The organism is Pantoea sp. ACRSC (genome assembly GCF_022346785.1).
In the GTDB taxonomy this organism is placed as follows: Bacteria; Pseudomonadota; Gammaproteobacteria; order Enterobacterales; family Enterobacteriaceae; genus Pantoea; species Pantoea alvi.
The window spans coordinates 134331-150549 of the sequence record NZ_JAKRNN010000012.1 but is presented as its reverse complement, the minus strand read 5'-3'; the positions used below and the strand labels follow the sequence as shown (position 1 = coordinate 150549).

Sequence of the window (16219 nt, the reverse complement as noted above, 5' to 3'; positions counted from 1 at the left end):
TCCTGAAGGGACGTTGAAGACGACGACGTTGATAGGCCGGGTGTGTAAGCGCAGCGATGCGTTGAGCTAACCGGTACTAATGACCCGTGAGGCTTAACCTTACAACGCCAGAGGCGTTTTGCGAGACGCGAGATTTTCAGCTTGTACCGGATAAAGAATTAGCGGGAACGAAAGATTTTGCGCTGAAGCAAGGCGGCAAGCGCGGTAAAGGAAGGAGCATACAGGGGTATGTGACTGAGTTTACGAGCGCAGCCAACGCAGCAGCAGCGTAAAAGATTCGTTTCTTGCACAAGAATTTGCCTGGCGGCCTTAGCGCGGCGGTCCCACCTGACCCCATGCCGAACTCAGAAGTGAAACGCCGTAGCGCCGATGGTAGTGTGGGGTCTCCCCATGCGAGAGTAGGGAACTGCCAGGCATCCAAATACAGTGTGCTGATATGGCTCAGTTGGTAGAGCGCACCCTTGGTAAGGGTGAGGTCCCCAGTTCGACTCTGGGTATCAGCACCAGTTACACAATAGTTCGGCGTATAAAGAATTTGCCTGGCGGCTTTAGCGCGGCGGTCCCACCTGACCCCATGCCGAACTCAGAAGTGAAACGCCGTAGCGCCGATGGTAGTGTGGGGTCTCCCCATGCGAGAGTAGGGAACTGCCAGGCATCAAACAAGAAAAAGCCCTTTGCATAAGCAAAGGGCTTTTTTCTTTTCTGCGCTTTACCTTTTCCGCCGATAAAAAACCCCGGAACCTGTCCGGGGCGTTGTGCTCTGTTCAGCGTTAATGGATAACCTGCGACAAAAACGCGCGCGTACGTTCAGATGTCGGGTTCGAGAAGAAGGTTTCCGGTGGCGCCATCTCCACGATCTCGCCGCGATCCATGAAGATCACGCGATCGGCCACGGTACGTGCAAAGCCCATCTCATGGGTCACGCACAGCATCGTCATTCCATCTTCCGCCAGCCCAATCATAGTATCCAGCACCTCTTTAACCATCTCTGGATCCAGCGCTGAGGTCGGCTCGTCGAACAGCATAATTTTCGGTTTCATACAGAGCGAACGCGCAATCGCCACGCGCTGCTGCTGTCCGCCGGAGAGCTGGCCCGGAAACTTATGCGCATGCTCTGCGATGCGCACGCGTTCGAGATAGTGCATCGCCAGCTCCTCTGCCTCTTTTTTCGCCGTCTTGCGCACCCAGACAGGGGCCAGCGTGCAGTTCTGCAGCACCGTCAGATGTGGAAAAAGATTGAAGTGCTGAAACACCATACCTACTTCGGTGCGCACGCGCTCGATGTTACGCACATCATCATTAAGATGGATGCCGTCGACCACGATGCGTCCTTGCTGATGCTCTTCCAGATGGTTGATGCAGCGAATCGTTGTGGACTTACCAGAACCAGAAGGGCCGCACAGCACGATGCGTTCGCGCGGCTTCACCTGCAGGTTAATGTTCTTCAGGACATGAAACTGTCCGTACCATTTATTCACGTTCTCGAGCGAAATCATCAACGCTGAATCGTGGTGCAAATTTTGTGTCATGGAAAACCTCAGTGCGATTTACGCCCGGTGTGAAAGCGCTTCTCCAGATGCTGGCTATAGCGCGACATGCTAAAACAGAAAATCCAGTAGACCAGCGCGGCAAAGACATAGCCTTCGGTCGACATCCCCAGCCAGGCGGGATCGACAGTCGCCTGCTGCACGCTGCTGAACAGGTCGAAAAGCCCGATAATGATCACCAGGCTGGTATCTTTGAACAGCGCGATAATGGTGTTTACCAGGCCGGGGATGGTTAGCTTCAGCGCCTGGGGTAAAATCACCAGCAGCTGCGTTTTCCAGTAGCCGAGCGCCAGCGATTCTGCCGCTTCATACTGACCTTTTGGCAACGCCTGCAAACCGCCGCGCACCACTTCGGCCACATAGGCGGACTGGAACAAAATCACCCCAACCAGCGCGCGCACCAGCTTATCGATGCTGGTGCCTTCTGACATAAACAGCGGCAGCATCACCGACGACATAAACAGCACGGTAATCAGCGGCACGCCGCGCCAGAACTCAATAAAAATGATCGACAGCGTACGCACCACCGGCATACGCGAGCGGCGTCCCAGCGCCAGTAGAATACCCAGCGGCAGCGCACCGGCGATGCCGACCGCGGCGATAATCAGCGTCAGCGTCAGGCCACCCCACTGGCGCGTTTCGACATGCTCCAGGCCAAACAGGCCGCCATACATCAGCAGCCAGACGGTGAGGGGATAGATCACTGCCCAGCAGGCGATATAGCGGCCGCGATGCGGCAGCGATTTCACAAACATCGGGATAATCGAGGCGACGCCCAGCACCAGCGCCAGGTTAATACGCCAGCGCAGCTCGTGCGGATAGAGTCCATACATAAACTGGCCGAAGCGCGCATGAATAAAGACCCAGCATGCACCCTCTTTGGTGCAGTCGGCGCGCGTCTCGCCAATCCAGTTTGCCTGGAACACCAGCCACTCCAGCGCGGGCGGGATCACCTGCCACATCAGCCAGAGGCAAAACAGCGTCAGCAGCGAGTTGAACCAGCTGGAGAAGAGATTTTTTCGCGCCCAGCCCCAGGCGCGGCTCAGCGGCGTAACGGCGGCCGGCGAGTTTTCGTGTGTGGTAACAGACATCGTCATCCCGTTCTCTTAGCGCTCAACCAGCGCGATTTTGCGGTTATAGATATTCATCAACAGTGAAATCACCAGGCTTATCACCAGATAGACGCCCATGGTGATCGCGATGGTTTCGATCGCCTGGCCGGTCTGGTTGAGCACCGTACCGGCAAACAGCGACACCATATCGGGGTAGCCGATAGCGGCGGCCAGCGAGGAGTTTTTCACGATGTTGAGATACTGGCTGGTAAGCGGCGGAATAATTACGCGCATCGCCTGCGGAATAATGACCTGACGCAGCATCACCGGATTGGGCAACCCCAGCGAGCGAGCGGCTTCATGCTGGCCGTGCGGCACGGACTGAATGCCGGCGCGGATCACCTCGGCGATAAATGACGAGGTGTAGACCGAGAGCGCCAGGGTCAGAGCCGCCAGCTCCGGGATCATGACGAAGCCGCCGCGGAAGTTAAAGCCGCGCAGCGTTGGCACATCCCAGTGCGTGGCGGCACCGAAGCCCAGATGGGCCACGACGGGAAACAGCACGAACATGGCCAGCGCGGCGGGCCAGGTACGGCGCAGCTGGCCGGTCTTAAGCTGATATTTGCGATGATAGCGGAACAGCGCATAGCTGCCCGCGGCGGCCAGCGCCAGCGCCACAATAAAGGGGGCGGAACCCGGCGCATATTGCGGCCAGGGCACATAGAGGCCGCGGTTGCTGACGAAAGCGACATCAAACGCGCTTAACGCCTGGCGCGGGCCGGGAAGATTACGCAACACCGCGAAGTACCAGAAGAAGATCTGCAGCAGCGGCGGAATATTGCGGAACGTCTCGATATAGATAGTTGAGAGCTTGCGCAGCAGCCAGTTATCCGACAGGCGCGCCAGGCCGATAAAAAATCCCAGCAGCGACGCAAAAACGATGCAGAGCGCCGAGACCAGCAGCGTATTGGTCAGACCCACCAGAAATACGCGCGCGTAGGTATCGCCTTCGGTGTATTCGATCAGATGCTGGACGATGCCGAAACCGGCGCTGCGCTCAAGAAATCCGAATCCGGACGTGATGCCGCGGCTGGCAAGGTTGATAATCGTATTGTGGATCAGATAACCCACCACGATAACGACCGTGACGATGGCGACAATCTGGTAAAGCCAGGCGCGAACCGCGGGATTACCGAATGAAATGTCCCTTTTCACGCTTGGGCGTTGTGACATGTTGAAACCTCGGAGACAAAGCGCAGTCAGGACGCCGCACGACGCGGCGTCCCATTAACACAGGTAATTAGCGGACCGGCGGGGCGTACTGGATGCCGCCCTGATTCCACAGCGCGTTCTGACCGCGCGCAATTTTCAGCGCGCTATCTTTGCCTACGTTGCGGTCAAACACTTCCTGGTAGTTGCCGACCTGTTTGATGATGTTATAAGCCCACTTGTTATCGAGCTTCAGGTCTTTGCCAAAGTCGCCTTCTGCACCCAGCAGGTGCGCCATATCCGGCGTAGTCGGTTTGGCGGTCATCTGATCGACGTTTTTCGAGTTGATGCCCATCTCTTCCGCGTTCAGCATGGCGAAGAGCGACCATTTCACGATGGTGAACCAGTCATCGTCGCCGCGACGTACGACCGGGCCCAGCGGCTCTTTCGAAATTACTTCCGGCAGCACGATAAACTCGTCCGGCTTGCCGAGTTTGATACGCAGTGCGTAAAGCTGAGACTGATCGGACGCCAGCGTATCGCAGCGGCCGCTGTCGAGCGCCTTAGCGGATTCGTCAGAGCGATCGAACGTCACCGGGGTGTACTGCATTTTGTTGGCTTTGAAAAAGTCCGCTACGTTAAGCTCGGTATCGGTGCCCGCCTGAATACAGACGGTAGCGCCGTCCAGCTCTTTCGCGCTTTTCAGGCCTGCTTTCTGGTGAGTCAAAAAGCCGATGCCGTCATAGTAGTTCACGCCAGCGAACAGGAAGCCCATGCCGCCGTCGCGCGAAGAGGTCCAGGTTGTGTTGCGCGACAGGATATCGACTTCGCCTGACTGCAGCGCGGTGAAACGCTCTTTCGCGGTCAGCGGCGTATATTTCACTTTGCTGGCGTCGCCGAAAACAGCGGCCGCCGTTGCGCGGCAGACGTCAACGTCGATGCCGGAGAATTTGCCGCTGGCGTCAGCATAGGAGAAGCCCGGCAGACCATCGCTGATACCGCACTGCACAAAACCTTTCTTCTTAATCGCATCCAGCGTGGTGCCGGCGTGCGCCTGCTGCGTAACCGCGAGGAGCGCAGCGGCGGCGACCAGCGTAGAGAGCATCATCTTTTTCATAAAGCATCCTGTGTGGCGTAATTATTTTGTTATGTTTGATGCGCACCCTGCAGCGCGCTATTACCTGTCTGTGGCGGTCAGCCACGCATAGCTCTGCAAAGCCAGTGCCAGGTTTGCAGAATCGTGTGTGGGCTGGAAAGATCTCTTATTAATCTGAAGGAGCAGTAAAGCAGCGTTACTATCGCGCACCAAAAGGAAGCAAAGCGAGTCGCCGCGATCACAATTAGTGCAAATAGTTTCACTATATGGAAGCAATGTGAGCCAAAGCTCAGGAAAGGATGTATGCAGAAGATGAGTTACGCTTTTCGCCAACAATGATCACTGACCGGGCGTCAGCGCTGGGGTTGCAGCGAGGCGAGTGAAGAAAAGGGGAGGTGAGGCGAAGGGATAAAACAAAATCAGCACCCAGGCAATCTTCACTTACGCGATTGCAACTAAGGTTACCATTTGCGAATGAGTTGTTTCATCGCTTTCAGCTTAATGGCGAAATGCTGCGCAAATAAAAACGCCAGCACTCAGGCTGGCGTCATTTACCGCATCAACTAAAAATCAGTTCATGCCGTATTTTTTCAGTTTCTTACGCAGAGTACCACGGTTGATACCCATCATCAGCGCAGCACGGGTCTGGTTGCCACGGGTATACTGCATCACCATGTCCAACAGTGGCTGCTCGACTTCAGCCAGTACCAGCTCATAGAGGTCGTTAACATCCTGACCGTTCAGTTGAGCAAAATAGTTCTTCAGTGCCTGTTTAACCGAATCACGCAGAGGCTTTTGCGTCACCTGATCCTGTGAGTTAACGGTAGAAACGGTCAGTACGTCAGAATTTACGCGTTGTTCGAACATAGTTCTTTCAGCTCTTTATTTCGTTTACGCAAGATTTTCGAAGTATGCCTCCAACGCCTCCAGCTGTTCGCTGGCATCCTCTATGGCGTTGAATGTGCGCCGAAACTGGTCATTAGGGGCATGCTCCTGCAAATACCAGGAGACGTGCTTTCGCGATATACGGTATCCCTTGCCTGGACCATAAAAGTCGTGCAGCTCACGTATATGCGCAATGAGCATACGCTTCACCTCTGCCAGCGGCAGCGGCGCAAGCAGCTCCCCAGTGTCCAGATAATGCTGGATTTCCCGGAAGATCCACGGTCTTCCCTGAGCCGCGCGGCCTATCATCAGGGCATCGGCCCCCGTATAGTCAAGCACGGCTCTGGCTTTATGCGGGTCAGTTATGTCGCCATTCGCGATAACGGGAATGGTGACACTCTGCTTAACTGTCCGAATGCTGTCGTATTCAGCTTCCCCGTTGAACAGGCAGGCACGAGTGCGTCCATGTATCGTCAGGGCCTGAATGCCACAGCGTTCAGCCAATTGGGCAATCTCTACACAGTTACGGTTTTCCGTATCCCAGCCGGTGCGAATCTTCAGCGTAACGGGCACATCTACTGCGTTAACCACGGCGGTGAGGATAGATTTCACCAGCTCGGGATACTGCAGCAGCGCTGAGCCTGCCATCTTTCGATTCACTTTTTTGGCCGGGCAACCCATGTTGATATCGATGATCTGCGCGCCAGACGCCACGTTAATACGCGCGGCCGCCGCCATCTCATCAGGATCGCAACCTGCTATTTGCACGGCGCGAACGCCGGGCTCGTCACTGTGCACCATACGCAAACGGGATTTGTCACTGGCCCAGACTTCAGGGTTAGATGACAGCATCTCAGAGACCGCCATACCGGCGCCGTTCTCAAAACAGAGCGTGCGAAACGGCCTGTCGGTAATCCCGGCCATCGGCGCAGCAATGAGCCGATTACGTAGCTGGTGGTGTCCAATGCGCATGAAGAAGAAGTGACCGTAACTGTTCGCAAGGCGGCGTATATTACGCATTTTTTACCGAAGATGAAAGGCCAAACTTTGAACAATTCGCCGTAAACAGCGGGATAAAGACGGTTAAAGCGCAGTCAATTTTTTAATTATTGTTTATATTCAATCGCTTAAAAAATTATGCTGGAATTGTGAACAAAAATTTTTCTCAAAACACGACGTAAATCACAACATAAAAAGCGCTACATCAGGCAATTAGCCAGAGATATGACGCCTGGCAGACGCTTTTTTGCGCAGTTTCGTTGCGGCCGGAGCGTAATTAATGCGTCCGGCCGCGTGCGTTTTTTGCTCAGGGCGAAAGCCAGCCAGTGACAGCGGCTGGCGAACGGCTTAGCGGCGCACGCCGGTAATGCGGCACCATTCCTCTTTTTCCGCCACCGGATCGAGCGCAAAGCGGTCAGCATAGGCCTCGCAAACGCCCTCCGCCTGGCTGGCCAGCACGCCGGAAAGGCCCAGATGGCCGCCCGCTTTCGGCAGCACGCTAATCAGCGGCGCCAGCTCGCGCAGCGGACCGGCAAGGATATTGGCGACCACCACGTCAGCCTGCAAATTCTCCGGCTGCTGATGCGGCAGATAGAGCGACAGGCGATCGGCGACGCCGTTGCGCTCGGCGTTGTCGCGGCTGGCCTGGATCGCCTGCGGATCGATATCAATGCCGATCGCCTGTGCCGCGCCCAGCTTCAGGGCGGCAATTGCCAGAATGCCGGATCCGCAGCCGAAATCGATCACCGTTTTGCCCGCCAGATCCAGGCCGTCCAGCCAGCTAAGGCAGAGGGAAGTGGTGGGATGGGTGCCGGTGCCGAACGCCAGTCCTGGATCGAGCATCACGTTGACGGCGTCTGGATCCGGCACGTCGCGCCAGCTTGGACAGATCCAGAGGCGCTCGCCAAAGCGCATCGGATGAAAGTTATCCATCCATTCACGCTCCCAGTCTTTATCTTCGATCTGCTCGATCTTATGGCGAAAGCCCGATCCCAGCAGCGGATGCTGACTCAGCTCGGCGACCACGTCGTTCATGTCCGTTTCCGCGTCGAACAGGCCGATCACGTCGGTATCACCCCACAGGCGCGTCTCGCCCGGCAGCGGCTCATAAACCGGATTATCGTGCGTATCCTGAAAGGTCACGGAGACCGCGCCGCTCTCCATCAGCGCATCGCTGAGAGGTTCGGCGTGCTCGCCGGTGCTGTTAATTTTGATTTGAATCCATGGCATAGCGTTTCTCTTTATTCCAGCGCAGCATCAGGCGCGCGGCCAAACAGATTACCGACCAGAAAAGCCAGCAGGCTTATGGTCAATGACGGAACGATAGGGTGAAAGCCACCCCATTCAATATTCAGGCTGGCAAGCAGCGTGTAGCTCCCTGCGCCCGCCAGCATGCCGGAGAGGGCGCCGGCGGCGTTGGCGCGCGACCAGTAAAGGCCCAGCACCAGCGGCCAGAGGAAAACGGCTTCCAGACCGCCGAAGGCCAGCAGGTTTAGCCAGATGATCATATCTGGCGGATTCCACGCCGCCAGCAGCAGCAGCAGGCCCAGCACGAAGGTGATGGTGCCGGAGAGCAGGCGCAGGCGCGATTCATTTTCGCTTTGCTGCGGCGCAATACGCAGATAGAGATCTTTGATCAGGGTAGCGGAGGATTGCAGCAGCTGCGCGTTAATGGTCGACATGATCGCCGCCATCGGCGCGGCGAGGAACACCCCCGCAGCCATCGGCGGCAGCACGGTAATCATCAGGGTCGGAATGACGCGATCGGGAATAGCCAGATCCGGCAGAATCGCCCGGCCGAGCGCGCCGGCCAGATGCATGCCGAGCATCAGCACCACCACCACGATGGTGCCGAGAATAATGCCGCGATGCAGCGCTTTGCTGTCTTTATAAGAGATGCAGCGCACGGCGGTGTGGGGCAGACCGATAACGCCGAAGCAGACCAGCACCGCAAAGGAGCTCAGGAAGGTCGGGTTGATCACGTTGCCGACCCCTTCTGGCGACACCAGCTGCGGATCGATAGCGCGCAGTTTAGTGACCGCCGTGCCGAGCCCGCCCGCCTGATGGATGACGGCGAACAGCAGCAGAAAGGTGCCGATCAGCATCACCAGCCCCTGCATGGCATCGTTCAGCACGCTGGCGCGAAAGCCGCCGAAGGCGGTATAGAGCGCGATGGTGCCGCCGAAAATCAGCAGGCCGGTATCGTAAGGAATGCCCGCAGCGGTCTCAAGCAGGCGCGCGCCACCGATAAACTGCACCGTCATGGCGCCAATAAAGGCCACCAGCAGACTGATGCTCGCCAGCCAGATCAGCAGCGTGCTGCGGTAGCGCGCATAGAGCATATCGTTCAGCGTCACCGCGTTATAGCGGCGCGCCAGAATAGCGAATTTTTTGCCCAGCACGCCGAGGGACAGCCAGACCGCCGGCACCTGGATCATCGCCAGCAGCACCCAGCCTAGCCCATATTTATAGGCAGCGCCGGGGCCGCCTATAAAAGAGCTGGCGCTGATATAGGTGGTGGTGATGGTCATCGCCAGCACGAAACCGCCCATGGAGCGGCTGCCAAGAAAATACTCGGTGAGAAAACTGCCCTGGCGCTGCTTGCGCATGGCAAACACCGACAGCCCGGCGATCAGCGCCAGGTAGGCCAGCAGCGGAAGAATGATTTCACTTTCCATCGTTATCCTCTAGCGGCATATCGCGGAATACCAGACGCACCATCAGCCAGCACAGCACGATAAACAGCAGTGGAGCAAACACGCAGGAGAGTTCAAACCAGCGCGGCAATCCCGTCACGCCCGTTTCATCGCCGCCCAGCCAGGCGGAGAGGCCCCAGACGGCCAGATAGGCCAGCGTCAGGTAGAGCGCCCAGCGCGCCTCTTTATTCGCTTGCAGAAAACGCCAGTCCATTATGCAACCTCTACGGCGACAAAAATGAAAAAGGCCGGTATCACCGGCCTGGTCTTGTTGACAAGGTGCCAACGTGGGCGCCGTCAGCAGTCTGGATGACCCCTGGCATCGCCCTCGCTGTTGCGCTTACTTATCGTACAGTCCGAGTTTCTTTTCCAGATAGTGGATGTTGGTGCCACCCTGCTGGAAGTATTCGTCGGACATGATGCGCATCTGCAGCTCAATGTTGGTCTTGATGCCGTCGATGATAAGCTCAGCCAGCGCGTTTTTCATGCGGGCAATCGCCACGTCACGGGTTTCGCCATAGCAGATTAGCTTGCCGATCATGGAATCATAGTACGGCGGCACGCTGTAGCCGGCGTAGATGTGCGATTCCCAGCGCACGCCAAAGCCGCCTGGCGCGTGGAAGCGGGTGATTTTGCCCGGGCTCGGCAGGAAGGTGTTGGGATCTTCCGCGTTAATACGGCACTCGACCGCATGGCCGCGAATAATCACATCTTCCTGCTTGATAGAGAGCGGCTGACCAGCAGCGATACGCAGCTGCTCTTTGATCAGATCCACGCCGGTGATCATCTCGGTAACCGGATGCTCAACCTGAATACGGGTGTTCATCTCGATAAAGTAGAACTCACCGTTTTCATACAGGAACTCGAAGGTGCCTGCGCCACGGTAGCCGATTTCGATACAGGCGTTTGAGCAGCGTTCGCCGATGTAGCGACGCAGTTCCGGCGTAATGCCCGGCGCGGGGGCTTCTTCAACTACTTTCTGGTGACGACGCTGCATAGAGCAGTCGCGCTCGGCCAGATAGATGGCGTTGCCCTGGCCGTCGGCCAGCACCTGAATCTCGATATGGCGCGGGTTCTCGAGATACTTCTCCATGTAAACCATGTCGTTGTTGAAAGCCGCTTTGGCTTCCGCTTTCGTCATGTTGATGGACTGCTCAAGATCCTTATCGCTGCGCACGACGCGCATGCCGCGACCGCCGCCGCCGCCAGACGCCTTGATGATGACCGGATAACCGATACGCTTGGCGATAGCGCGGTTTTTCTCCATGTCGTCGCCCAGCGAGCCGTCGGAACCCGGTACGGTCGGCACGCCCGCTTTCTTCATCGCGGTAATCGCGGACACTTTGTCACCCATCAGGCGGATAGTGTCAGCTTTCGGGCCGATAAAGATAAAGCCGGAACGCTCAACCTGCTCGGCGAAATCCGCATTCTCAGAGAGAAAGCCGTAGCCGGGGTGAATAGCGACCGCGCCGGTGATTTCGGCGGCGGAGATCAGCGCCGGGATGTTGAGATAGCTTTTAACCGACTGAGCCGGGCCGATGCAGACGGTTTCGTCCGCCAGCAGCACATGTTTCAGATCGCGGTCAGCGGTGGAGTGCACCGCCACGGTCTTGATGCCCAGCTCTTTACAGGCGCGGAGAATACGCAGCGCGATTTCACCGCGATTAGCAATGACAATTTTATCCAGCATGGTTCGCCTCGTTATTCGATGACGACCAGCGGCTCGTCAAATTCAACCGGCTGGCCGCTTTCGACCAGAATGGCTTTTACGACGCCAGATTTATCGGCTTCGATCTGGTTCATCATCTTCATCGCTTCAACGATGCAGAGCGTGTCGCCAGCGTTAACTTTCTGTCCGATTTCAATAAAGGCTTTCGCATCCGGGCTCGGCGTGCGGTAGAAGGTGCCGACCATCGGCGAACGCACGATATGGCCGCTGATTTCAGCAGGCTTAGCGGACTCTACGACCGGCGCTGCGATCGGCGCGACGGCGTTGGCTAACGCAGGCTGCGGAGCCGGCGCGGCGTAAGCCTGCTGCATAACGGGATAACCCACATTGGCAGGTGCACGGCTGATACGAACGGACTCTTCGCCCTCAGAAATTTCCAGCTCAGCGATGCCGGATTCTTCAACCAGTTCGATCAGTTTTTTAATTTTACGAATATCCATGAGTGTGGTTCCGTACTCTGTTTAATTGGAGTGAGACAGGCGTTTTACTGCCGTTTGTAAAGCCCATGAGTAACCGTCGGCGCCTAAACCGCAAATCACGCCGGCGGATACGTCAGAAAGATAGGAGTGATGGCGGAAAGGTTCACGCGCGTGCACATTAGAGAGGTGCACCTCGATAAAGGGAATGCTTACCGCCAGAAGGGCATCGCGCAATGCTACGCTGGTGTGCGTAAATGCAGCGGGATTAATAATGATGTAATCCACATTGCCTCTGGCCTCATGAATGCGATCGATCAGCTGATATTCCGCATTGGACTGCAAATGGCTCAGTTCCACGTCAAGCTGGTCCGCCTGCGCAGCTAAATCGCTGACGATTTGCTGCAGCGTGGTGCGACCATACTTTTCCGGCTCACGCGTGCCCAGCAAATTAAGGTTGGGACCGTTCAAAAGCAGAATGTGAAATTTATGCGCCATCGTGCTGCCATCTCCCGCAATCATTGAGGCATCGCGTAAAATACCTTGCTATCTTCCGTTTGTCACCCGCCGCGCCAAAAAAGGCGACGCCGCGCGCAACAAAGCCGGGCATTATATCCGTTTCGGGGCAATTCGCAGCAAAATACTGGTCTTATCTGCGAAGTTGATCCCGAGTAGCCCGGAGGCCCCACCTTTTATCAGAAATAAAGGGGAGAAGACAACTTAGCGCGGCAGCCACTGACGAAACTTTTTGTAACGCCACGCTAACAACACCAGCGCACCCAGTGCGTAAAGCAGCGGCTGGGGCGACAGCACCTTCACCGACCAGAGATAGTGAACGGGGGCGAGGATCGCCGCCAGATAGATAAAGTTATGCAGCGTTTGCCAGCGGCGGCCGAGCTTGCGCTGGGCGCGCTGAAACGACGTTGCCGCGAGCGCCAGCAAAATCAGCCAGGTTACGATGCCCAGCGTAAGGTAAGGACGCGATACCAGCTCGCGGCCCAGCAGCCCCAGGTTGTTGACGCCCAGCTCCAGCAGGTAGTAGCTCAGCAGATGAAGAGAGGCCCAGACAAAGGTCCAGACGCCAAGCAGGCGACGGGTACGGATTAGCAGCGGCTGCTTCGCGTAGCGCGTCAGCGGCGAAACCAGCAGCGTGCCCAGCAGCAGCTTCAGCGCCATCCTGCCGGTAAAGTGCTGAATATCCTTCGCCGGATCGGCGCTCAGCCAGCCCTGGCTCGCCGCCATAAAGAGATAGACCAGCGGCAAAAAAGCCGCCAGATGCAGGACCGCCTTCAGCCAGACGATCTGTTTCAGCGTCAGGCGCACTCAGTAGTTCTCCCGCAAATCGAGCCCACGATAGAGCGAGGCCACCTCGTCGGCGTAGCCGTTGAACAGCAGCGTTGGCTGACGCTTCACGCTGAGCGTGCCGCCGGGGCCGATAAAGCGCTCGGTCGCCTGCGACCAGCGCGGATGGTCGACATGGGGGTTCACGTTGGCATAGAAGCCATATTCATTGGCCGCGATCTGGTTCCAGGTCGTCGGGGGCTGATCGCGCGTCAGGGTGATTTTGACGATCGACTTGATGCCCTTAAAACCATATTTCCACGGCACGGTCAGGCGAACTGGCGCGCCGTTCTGCGGCGGCAGCGCTTTGCCATAAACGCCGGTGCTGAGCAGGGTCAGTGGATGCATCGCCTCATCCAGACGCAGCCCTTCTACGTAGGGATAGTTCAGCCCGCCGCCGATAAAGCGATCCTTCTGCCCCGGCATCTGGTCGGGGGCGTAGAGCGTCTGAAAGGCAACAAAGCGCGCATTGCTGTTGGGCTCCGCCAGCTTCAGCAGCTTATTGAGTTCAAACCCCACCCAGGGCACCACCATCGACCAGGCCTCGACGCAGCGCATGCGGTAGATACGCTGCTCCATCGCGAACTTTTTAAAAATATCGTCCATATCCAGCGTAATCGGCTTCGCCACTTCGCCGTCGATGGTCAGCTGCCAGGGATCGGTTTTCAGGGTGCCGGCATTGGCGGCCGGATCGGCCTTATCAAGGCCAAACTCATAGAAGTTGTTATAGCCTGAGACCTTATCTTCCGGCGTCAGCGTCAGGTTGGCCTGATACTTTTCCGGCTTGCTGAAGGTCAGCGCACGGCCAGCCGGCGCGGCGGGACGATCGTTGCCTTTAAACCAGCTCAGCACGTCCGCCTGCGCGACGCCGGGCATGCCGAGCGCCGCAGCGCTCAGACCAAGGGTTTTCAGCACCTGGCGGCGCCGCATATTAAAGACGCTTTCCGGCGTAACGTCCGCTTCAGTCAGATATTTTGTGGGTTTCATCGCTCACCTCCCGGCTCGAATATGCCTTCCAGCATGATGACTATTGCCGATCGTCGCGACTTTCGCCGCTAAAATATGAAATTTCCTGGCATGAGGCGCCGATGAGAATGCGCTGAAAAGCTGAACGACCAGGGTTAACCGTTGTCTGGTACGGATATACTTGCTCATCGTATGCAGCAGCACTGCTGCATAGCGGAAATTATGTTATTTTGCTCGCGCTTGCGTCAGGCGCGGTGCTGGGCGGCGTAAACGGGTCATTACCGCAGCGAACGGGCACAGGGATGCGATTAACCACGAAACTATCTGCGTTTATTACATTTTTAAGCTTACTGGCAATGTTTTTGATGCTGGTGGGCTGCGCTTTTAGCGTTTACTGGCTAACCCATCAGCGTGTAGAAGGACGCGTGCAGACGCTGGCGACCGAAGTGGATCAGGCGCTGCTGAAGCAGCCGGCAGAAGATCTGCGCAACTGGCTGCCGCACACCATGATGGTAATGAATACCGAGCGGATCGAGCTGCGCAACGGCGACAGGATCCGGTTTCGTCTCAGCCGCCATGAAAACCCGATGCTGGAAGATGAAACCAACCGCTTTATTCAGTTCGACGTGCCGCTGCTCCATCAGCCAGGCCTGACGATGCGCGTCGTCGTGCTCGATCCCGCTAAAACCTGGTTCCAGTCTTTTACCGGCGTCTATACCCTGGCGGCGATCCTCTTTGTGGTGCTGGTGATGAGCCTGCTGCTTTTTATGATGCACTGCTGGCTTCACCGCCAGTGGCGCGGCATGGAGCGGCTGGAAAAGCGCGCCGAGGCGATCCTCGCGGGGGAACGCAGCCCGCTGCGCAAAGGTGATATCGATGAGTGGCCGCCGCGCGCCAGCCGCGCAATCGACGTGCTGCTGAGCGATCTCCAGGAGGCGGGCGAGCAGCGCCTGCGCATCGATACGCTAATTCGCGCCTTCGCCGCGCAGGACAGCCGCACCGGACTCAACAACCGGCTCTTCTTTGACAATCAGCTGGCGACGCTGCTGGAAGATCAGGAGGATGTCGGCACGCACGGCGTGGTGATGATGGTGCGCCTGCCCGATCTCGATATGCTCAATGAGACGCTGGGGCCAGCGCTGGTGGATGAGTATCTCTACGATCTGGTCAATATGCTCTCTACCTTTGTGCTGCGCTATCCCGGCGCGCTGCTGGCCCGCTACTTTCGCAGCGACTTTGCGGTGCTGCTGCCGCACCGCAGCCTGAAAGAGGCTAACAGCATCGCGGATCAGCTGATTAACGCGGTCGACTCGCTGCCGCCGATGCGCATGGTGAACCGCGACGATCTGATTCATATCGGCATCAGCGCCTGGCATAGCGGGCAGAGCGTGGCGCAGGTTATGGACAACGTTGAGATGGCGACGCGGCGGGCGACGCTGCTGGGCGGCAACAACTGGTCTAACGGCGAAGGCAATCCGCTCGATGCCGGACGCGGCAGCGTGCGCTGGCGTACGCTGCTGGAAAACACCCTGAGCCGCGGCGGGCCGCGCCTCTACCAGAAACCGGCGGTGCTGCTGGACGGCAGCGTGCATCACCGCGAGCTGCTGATGCGTATCTTTGACGGCGATAAAGAGGTGCTGGCAGCGGAGTTTATGCCGCTGGTGCTGCAGTTCGGCATGGCGGACAGCTGGGATCGCCAGCTGATCACGCGTATTGCCGCCCTTTCTGACGTCTGGCCCGATGAAACCCTGGCGCTGCCGATCAATATCGACTCGCTGCTGCAGCGCCCCTTCGTCAACTGGCTGCAGAATATGCTGCTGCAGTGCACTAAGTCGCAAAGAAAACGATTTTTATTTGAACTTGCTGAGGCAGATGTTTGTCAACACATCAACCGCTTAGCGCCGGTGTTCCGCGCGCTGCAGGCGTTTGGCTGCCGTATCGCCGTCGATCAGGCAGGGTTAACCGTGGTGAGTAGCGCCTATATCCGGCAATTCCCCATCGATTTAATCAAGCTCGATCCCGGCCTGGTGCGCAATATCGACCGGCGTACCGAAAATCAGCTGTTTGTGCAGAGCCTGCTGGAGGTGTGCAAATCCGCCCAGACGCAGGTGTTTGCGACGGGGATACGCACGCATGCGGAATGGCAGACGTTGATCGGTCTGGGCGTGTCGGGCGGGCAGGGCGATCTCTTTGCGCCGTCGCTGCCGGTAAACAGTAATGTGAAAAAGTATTCACAACGCTATCATATTTAGCCATTTCCGGGGGCAGCCGCTCAAAGCCCAA

15 protein-coding genes, 1 tRNA gene and 3 rRNA genes are annotated in these 16219 nt (G+C 57.3%); 5 read left to right on the top strand and 14 right to left on the bottom strand.

Annotated elements, in window-relative coordinates:
- The 4 genes from MHZ97_RS13630 to rrf (MHZ97_RS13615) form a co-directional block, all read left to right on the top strand.
- Positions 1-101: ribosomal RNA gene (locus MHZ97_RS13630) — 23S ribosomal RNA — on the top strand; the annotation flags it as partial.
- 198 nt (positions 102-299) lie between these two features.
- Positions 300-415 (top strand): 5S ribosomal RNA (gene rrf, locus MHZ97_RS13625).
- A 15-nt stretch (positions 416-430) separates the two neighbouring features.
- Positions 431-506: transfer RNA gene (locus MHZ97_RS13620), tRNA-Thr, on the top strand.
- A 32-nt stretch (positions 507-538) separates the two neighbouring features.
- Positions 539-654: ribosomal RNA gene (rrf, locus tag MHZ97_RS13615) — 5S ribosomal RNA — on the top strand.
- Between the two features lie 116 nt (positions 655-770).
- Here the strand turns inward: rrf (MHZ97_RS13615) and MHZ97_RS13610 are convergent.
- The 14 genes from MHZ97_RS13610 to msrP form a co-directional block, all read right to left on the bottom strand.
- On the bottom strand, positions 771-1529 hold the full coding sequence (locus MHZ97_RS13610; RefSeq protein ID WP_103794456.1) for an amino acid ABC transporter ATP-binding protein: 759 nt from the start codon (positions 1527-1529) through the stop codon (positions 771-773).
- A gap of 8 nt (positions 1530-1537) precedes the next feature.
- On the bottom strand, positions 1538-2638 hold the full coding sequence (locus tag MHZ97_RS13605; protein WP_239314778.1) for an amino acid ABC transporter permease: 1101 nt from the start codon (positions 2636-2638) through the stop codon (positions 1538-1540).
- A gap of 15 nt (positions 2639-2653) precedes the next feature.
- Complete coding sequence (locus MHZ97_RS13600; protein ID WP_239314779.1) at positions 2654-3832, bottom strand: amino acid ABC transporter permease; 1179 nt, start codon at positions 3830-3832, stop codon at positions 2654-2656.
- A gap of 67 nt (positions 3833-3899) precedes the next feature.
- Positions 3900-4925 carry an amino acid ABC transporter substrate-binding protein gene (locus MHZ97_RS13595; protein WP_103794458.1) on the bottom strand — a complete coding sequence of 342 codons (1026 nt, stop codon included), beginning with the start codon at positions 4923-4925 and terminating at the stop codon, positions 3900-3902.
- Between the two features lie 549 nt (positions 4926-5474).
- Positions 5475-5771 carry a DNA-binding transcriptional regulator Fis gene (gene fis, locus MHZ97_RS13590; protein WP_000462905.1) on the bottom strand — a complete coding sequence of 99 codons (297 nt, stop codon included), beginning with the start codon at positions 5769-5771 and terminating at the stop codon, positions 5475-5477.
- 24 nt (positions 5772-5795) lie between these two features.
- The gene (gene dusB, locus MHZ97_RS13585; RefSeq protein WP_103794851.1) at positions 5796-6761 is read right to left on the bottom strand and encodes a tRNA dihydrouridine synthase DusB; all 966 of its coding nucleotides are present in this window, start codon (positions 6759-6761) and stop codon (positions 5796-5798) included.
- A gap of 375 nt (positions 6762-7136) precedes the next feature.
- Positions 7137-8018 carry a 50S ribosomal protein L11 methyltransferase gene (gene prmA / locus MHZ97_RS13580; RefSeq protein WP_239314780.1) on the bottom strand — a complete coding sequence of 294 codons (882 nt, stop codon included), beginning with the start codon at positions 8016-8018 and terminating at the stop codon, positions 7137-7139.
- An 11-nt stretch (positions 8019-8029) separates the two neighbouring features.
- Positions 8030-9466, bottom strand: coding sequence for a sodium/pantothenate symporter (gene panF, locus MHZ97_RS13575; protein ID WP_103794460.1), 1437 nt, complete (start codon positions 9464-9466; stop codon positions 8030-8032).
- A complete protein-coding gene (locus MHZ97_RS13570; protein ID WP_103794461.1) occupies positions 9456-9698 on the bottom strand; it encodes a YhdT family protein in 243 nt (80 codons plus the stop codon). The genes panF and MHZ97_RS13570 overlap by 11 nt, the downstream gene beginning before the upstream one ends.
- Positions 9699-9824: 126 nt before the next feature.
- Positions 9825-11174: an acetyl-CoA carboxylase biotin carboxylase subunit gene (gene accC / locus MHZ97_RS13565; protein WP_103794462.1), complete on the bottom strand. Its 1350-nt coding sequence runs from the start codon at positions 11172-11174 to the stop codon at positions 9825-9827.
- Between the two features lie 11 nt (positions 11175-11185).
- The gene (gene accB, locus MHZ97_RS13560; RefSeq protein WP_239314781.1) at positions 11186-11653 is read right to left on the bottom strand and encodes an acetyl-CoA carboxylase biotin carboxyl carrier protein; all 468 of its coding nucleotides are present in this window, start codon (positions 11651-11653) and stop codon (positions 11186-11188) included.
- Positions 11654-11674: 21 nt separating this feature from the next.
- A complete protein-coding gene (gene aroQ / locus MHZ97_RS13555) occupies positions 11675-12127 on the bottom strand; it encodes a type II 3-dehydroquinate dehydratase (RefSeq protein WP_103794852.1) in 453 nt (150 codons plus the stop codon).
- A 222-nt stretch (positions 12128-12349) separates the two neighbouring features.
- Positions 12350-12952, bottom strand: coding sequence for a protein-methionine-sulfoxide reductase heme-binding subunit MsrQ (msrQ, locus tag MHZ97_RS13550; protein WP_239314782.1), 603 nt, complete (start codon positions 12950-12952; stop codon positions 12350-12352).
- A complete protein-coding gene (gene msrP / locus MHZ97_RS13545; RefSeq protein WP_103794464.1) occupies positions 12953-13957 on the bottom strand; it encodes a protein-methionine-sulfoxide reductase catalytic subunit MsrP in 1005 nt (334 codons plus the stop codon). It lies immediately after the preceding gene.
- A 281-nt stretch (positions 13958-14238) separates the two neighbouring features.
- Here msrP and csrD point away from each other — a divergent pair, with 281 nt between their 5' ends.
- Positions 14239-16188 (top strand): RNase E specificity factor CsrD, encoded by a 1950-nt coding sequence (gene csrD, locus MHZ97_RS13540; RefSeq protein ID WP_239314783.1) that lies wholly within the window; start codon positions 14239-14241, stop codon positions 16186-16188.
- Positions 16189-16219: the final 31 nt, after the last annotated feature.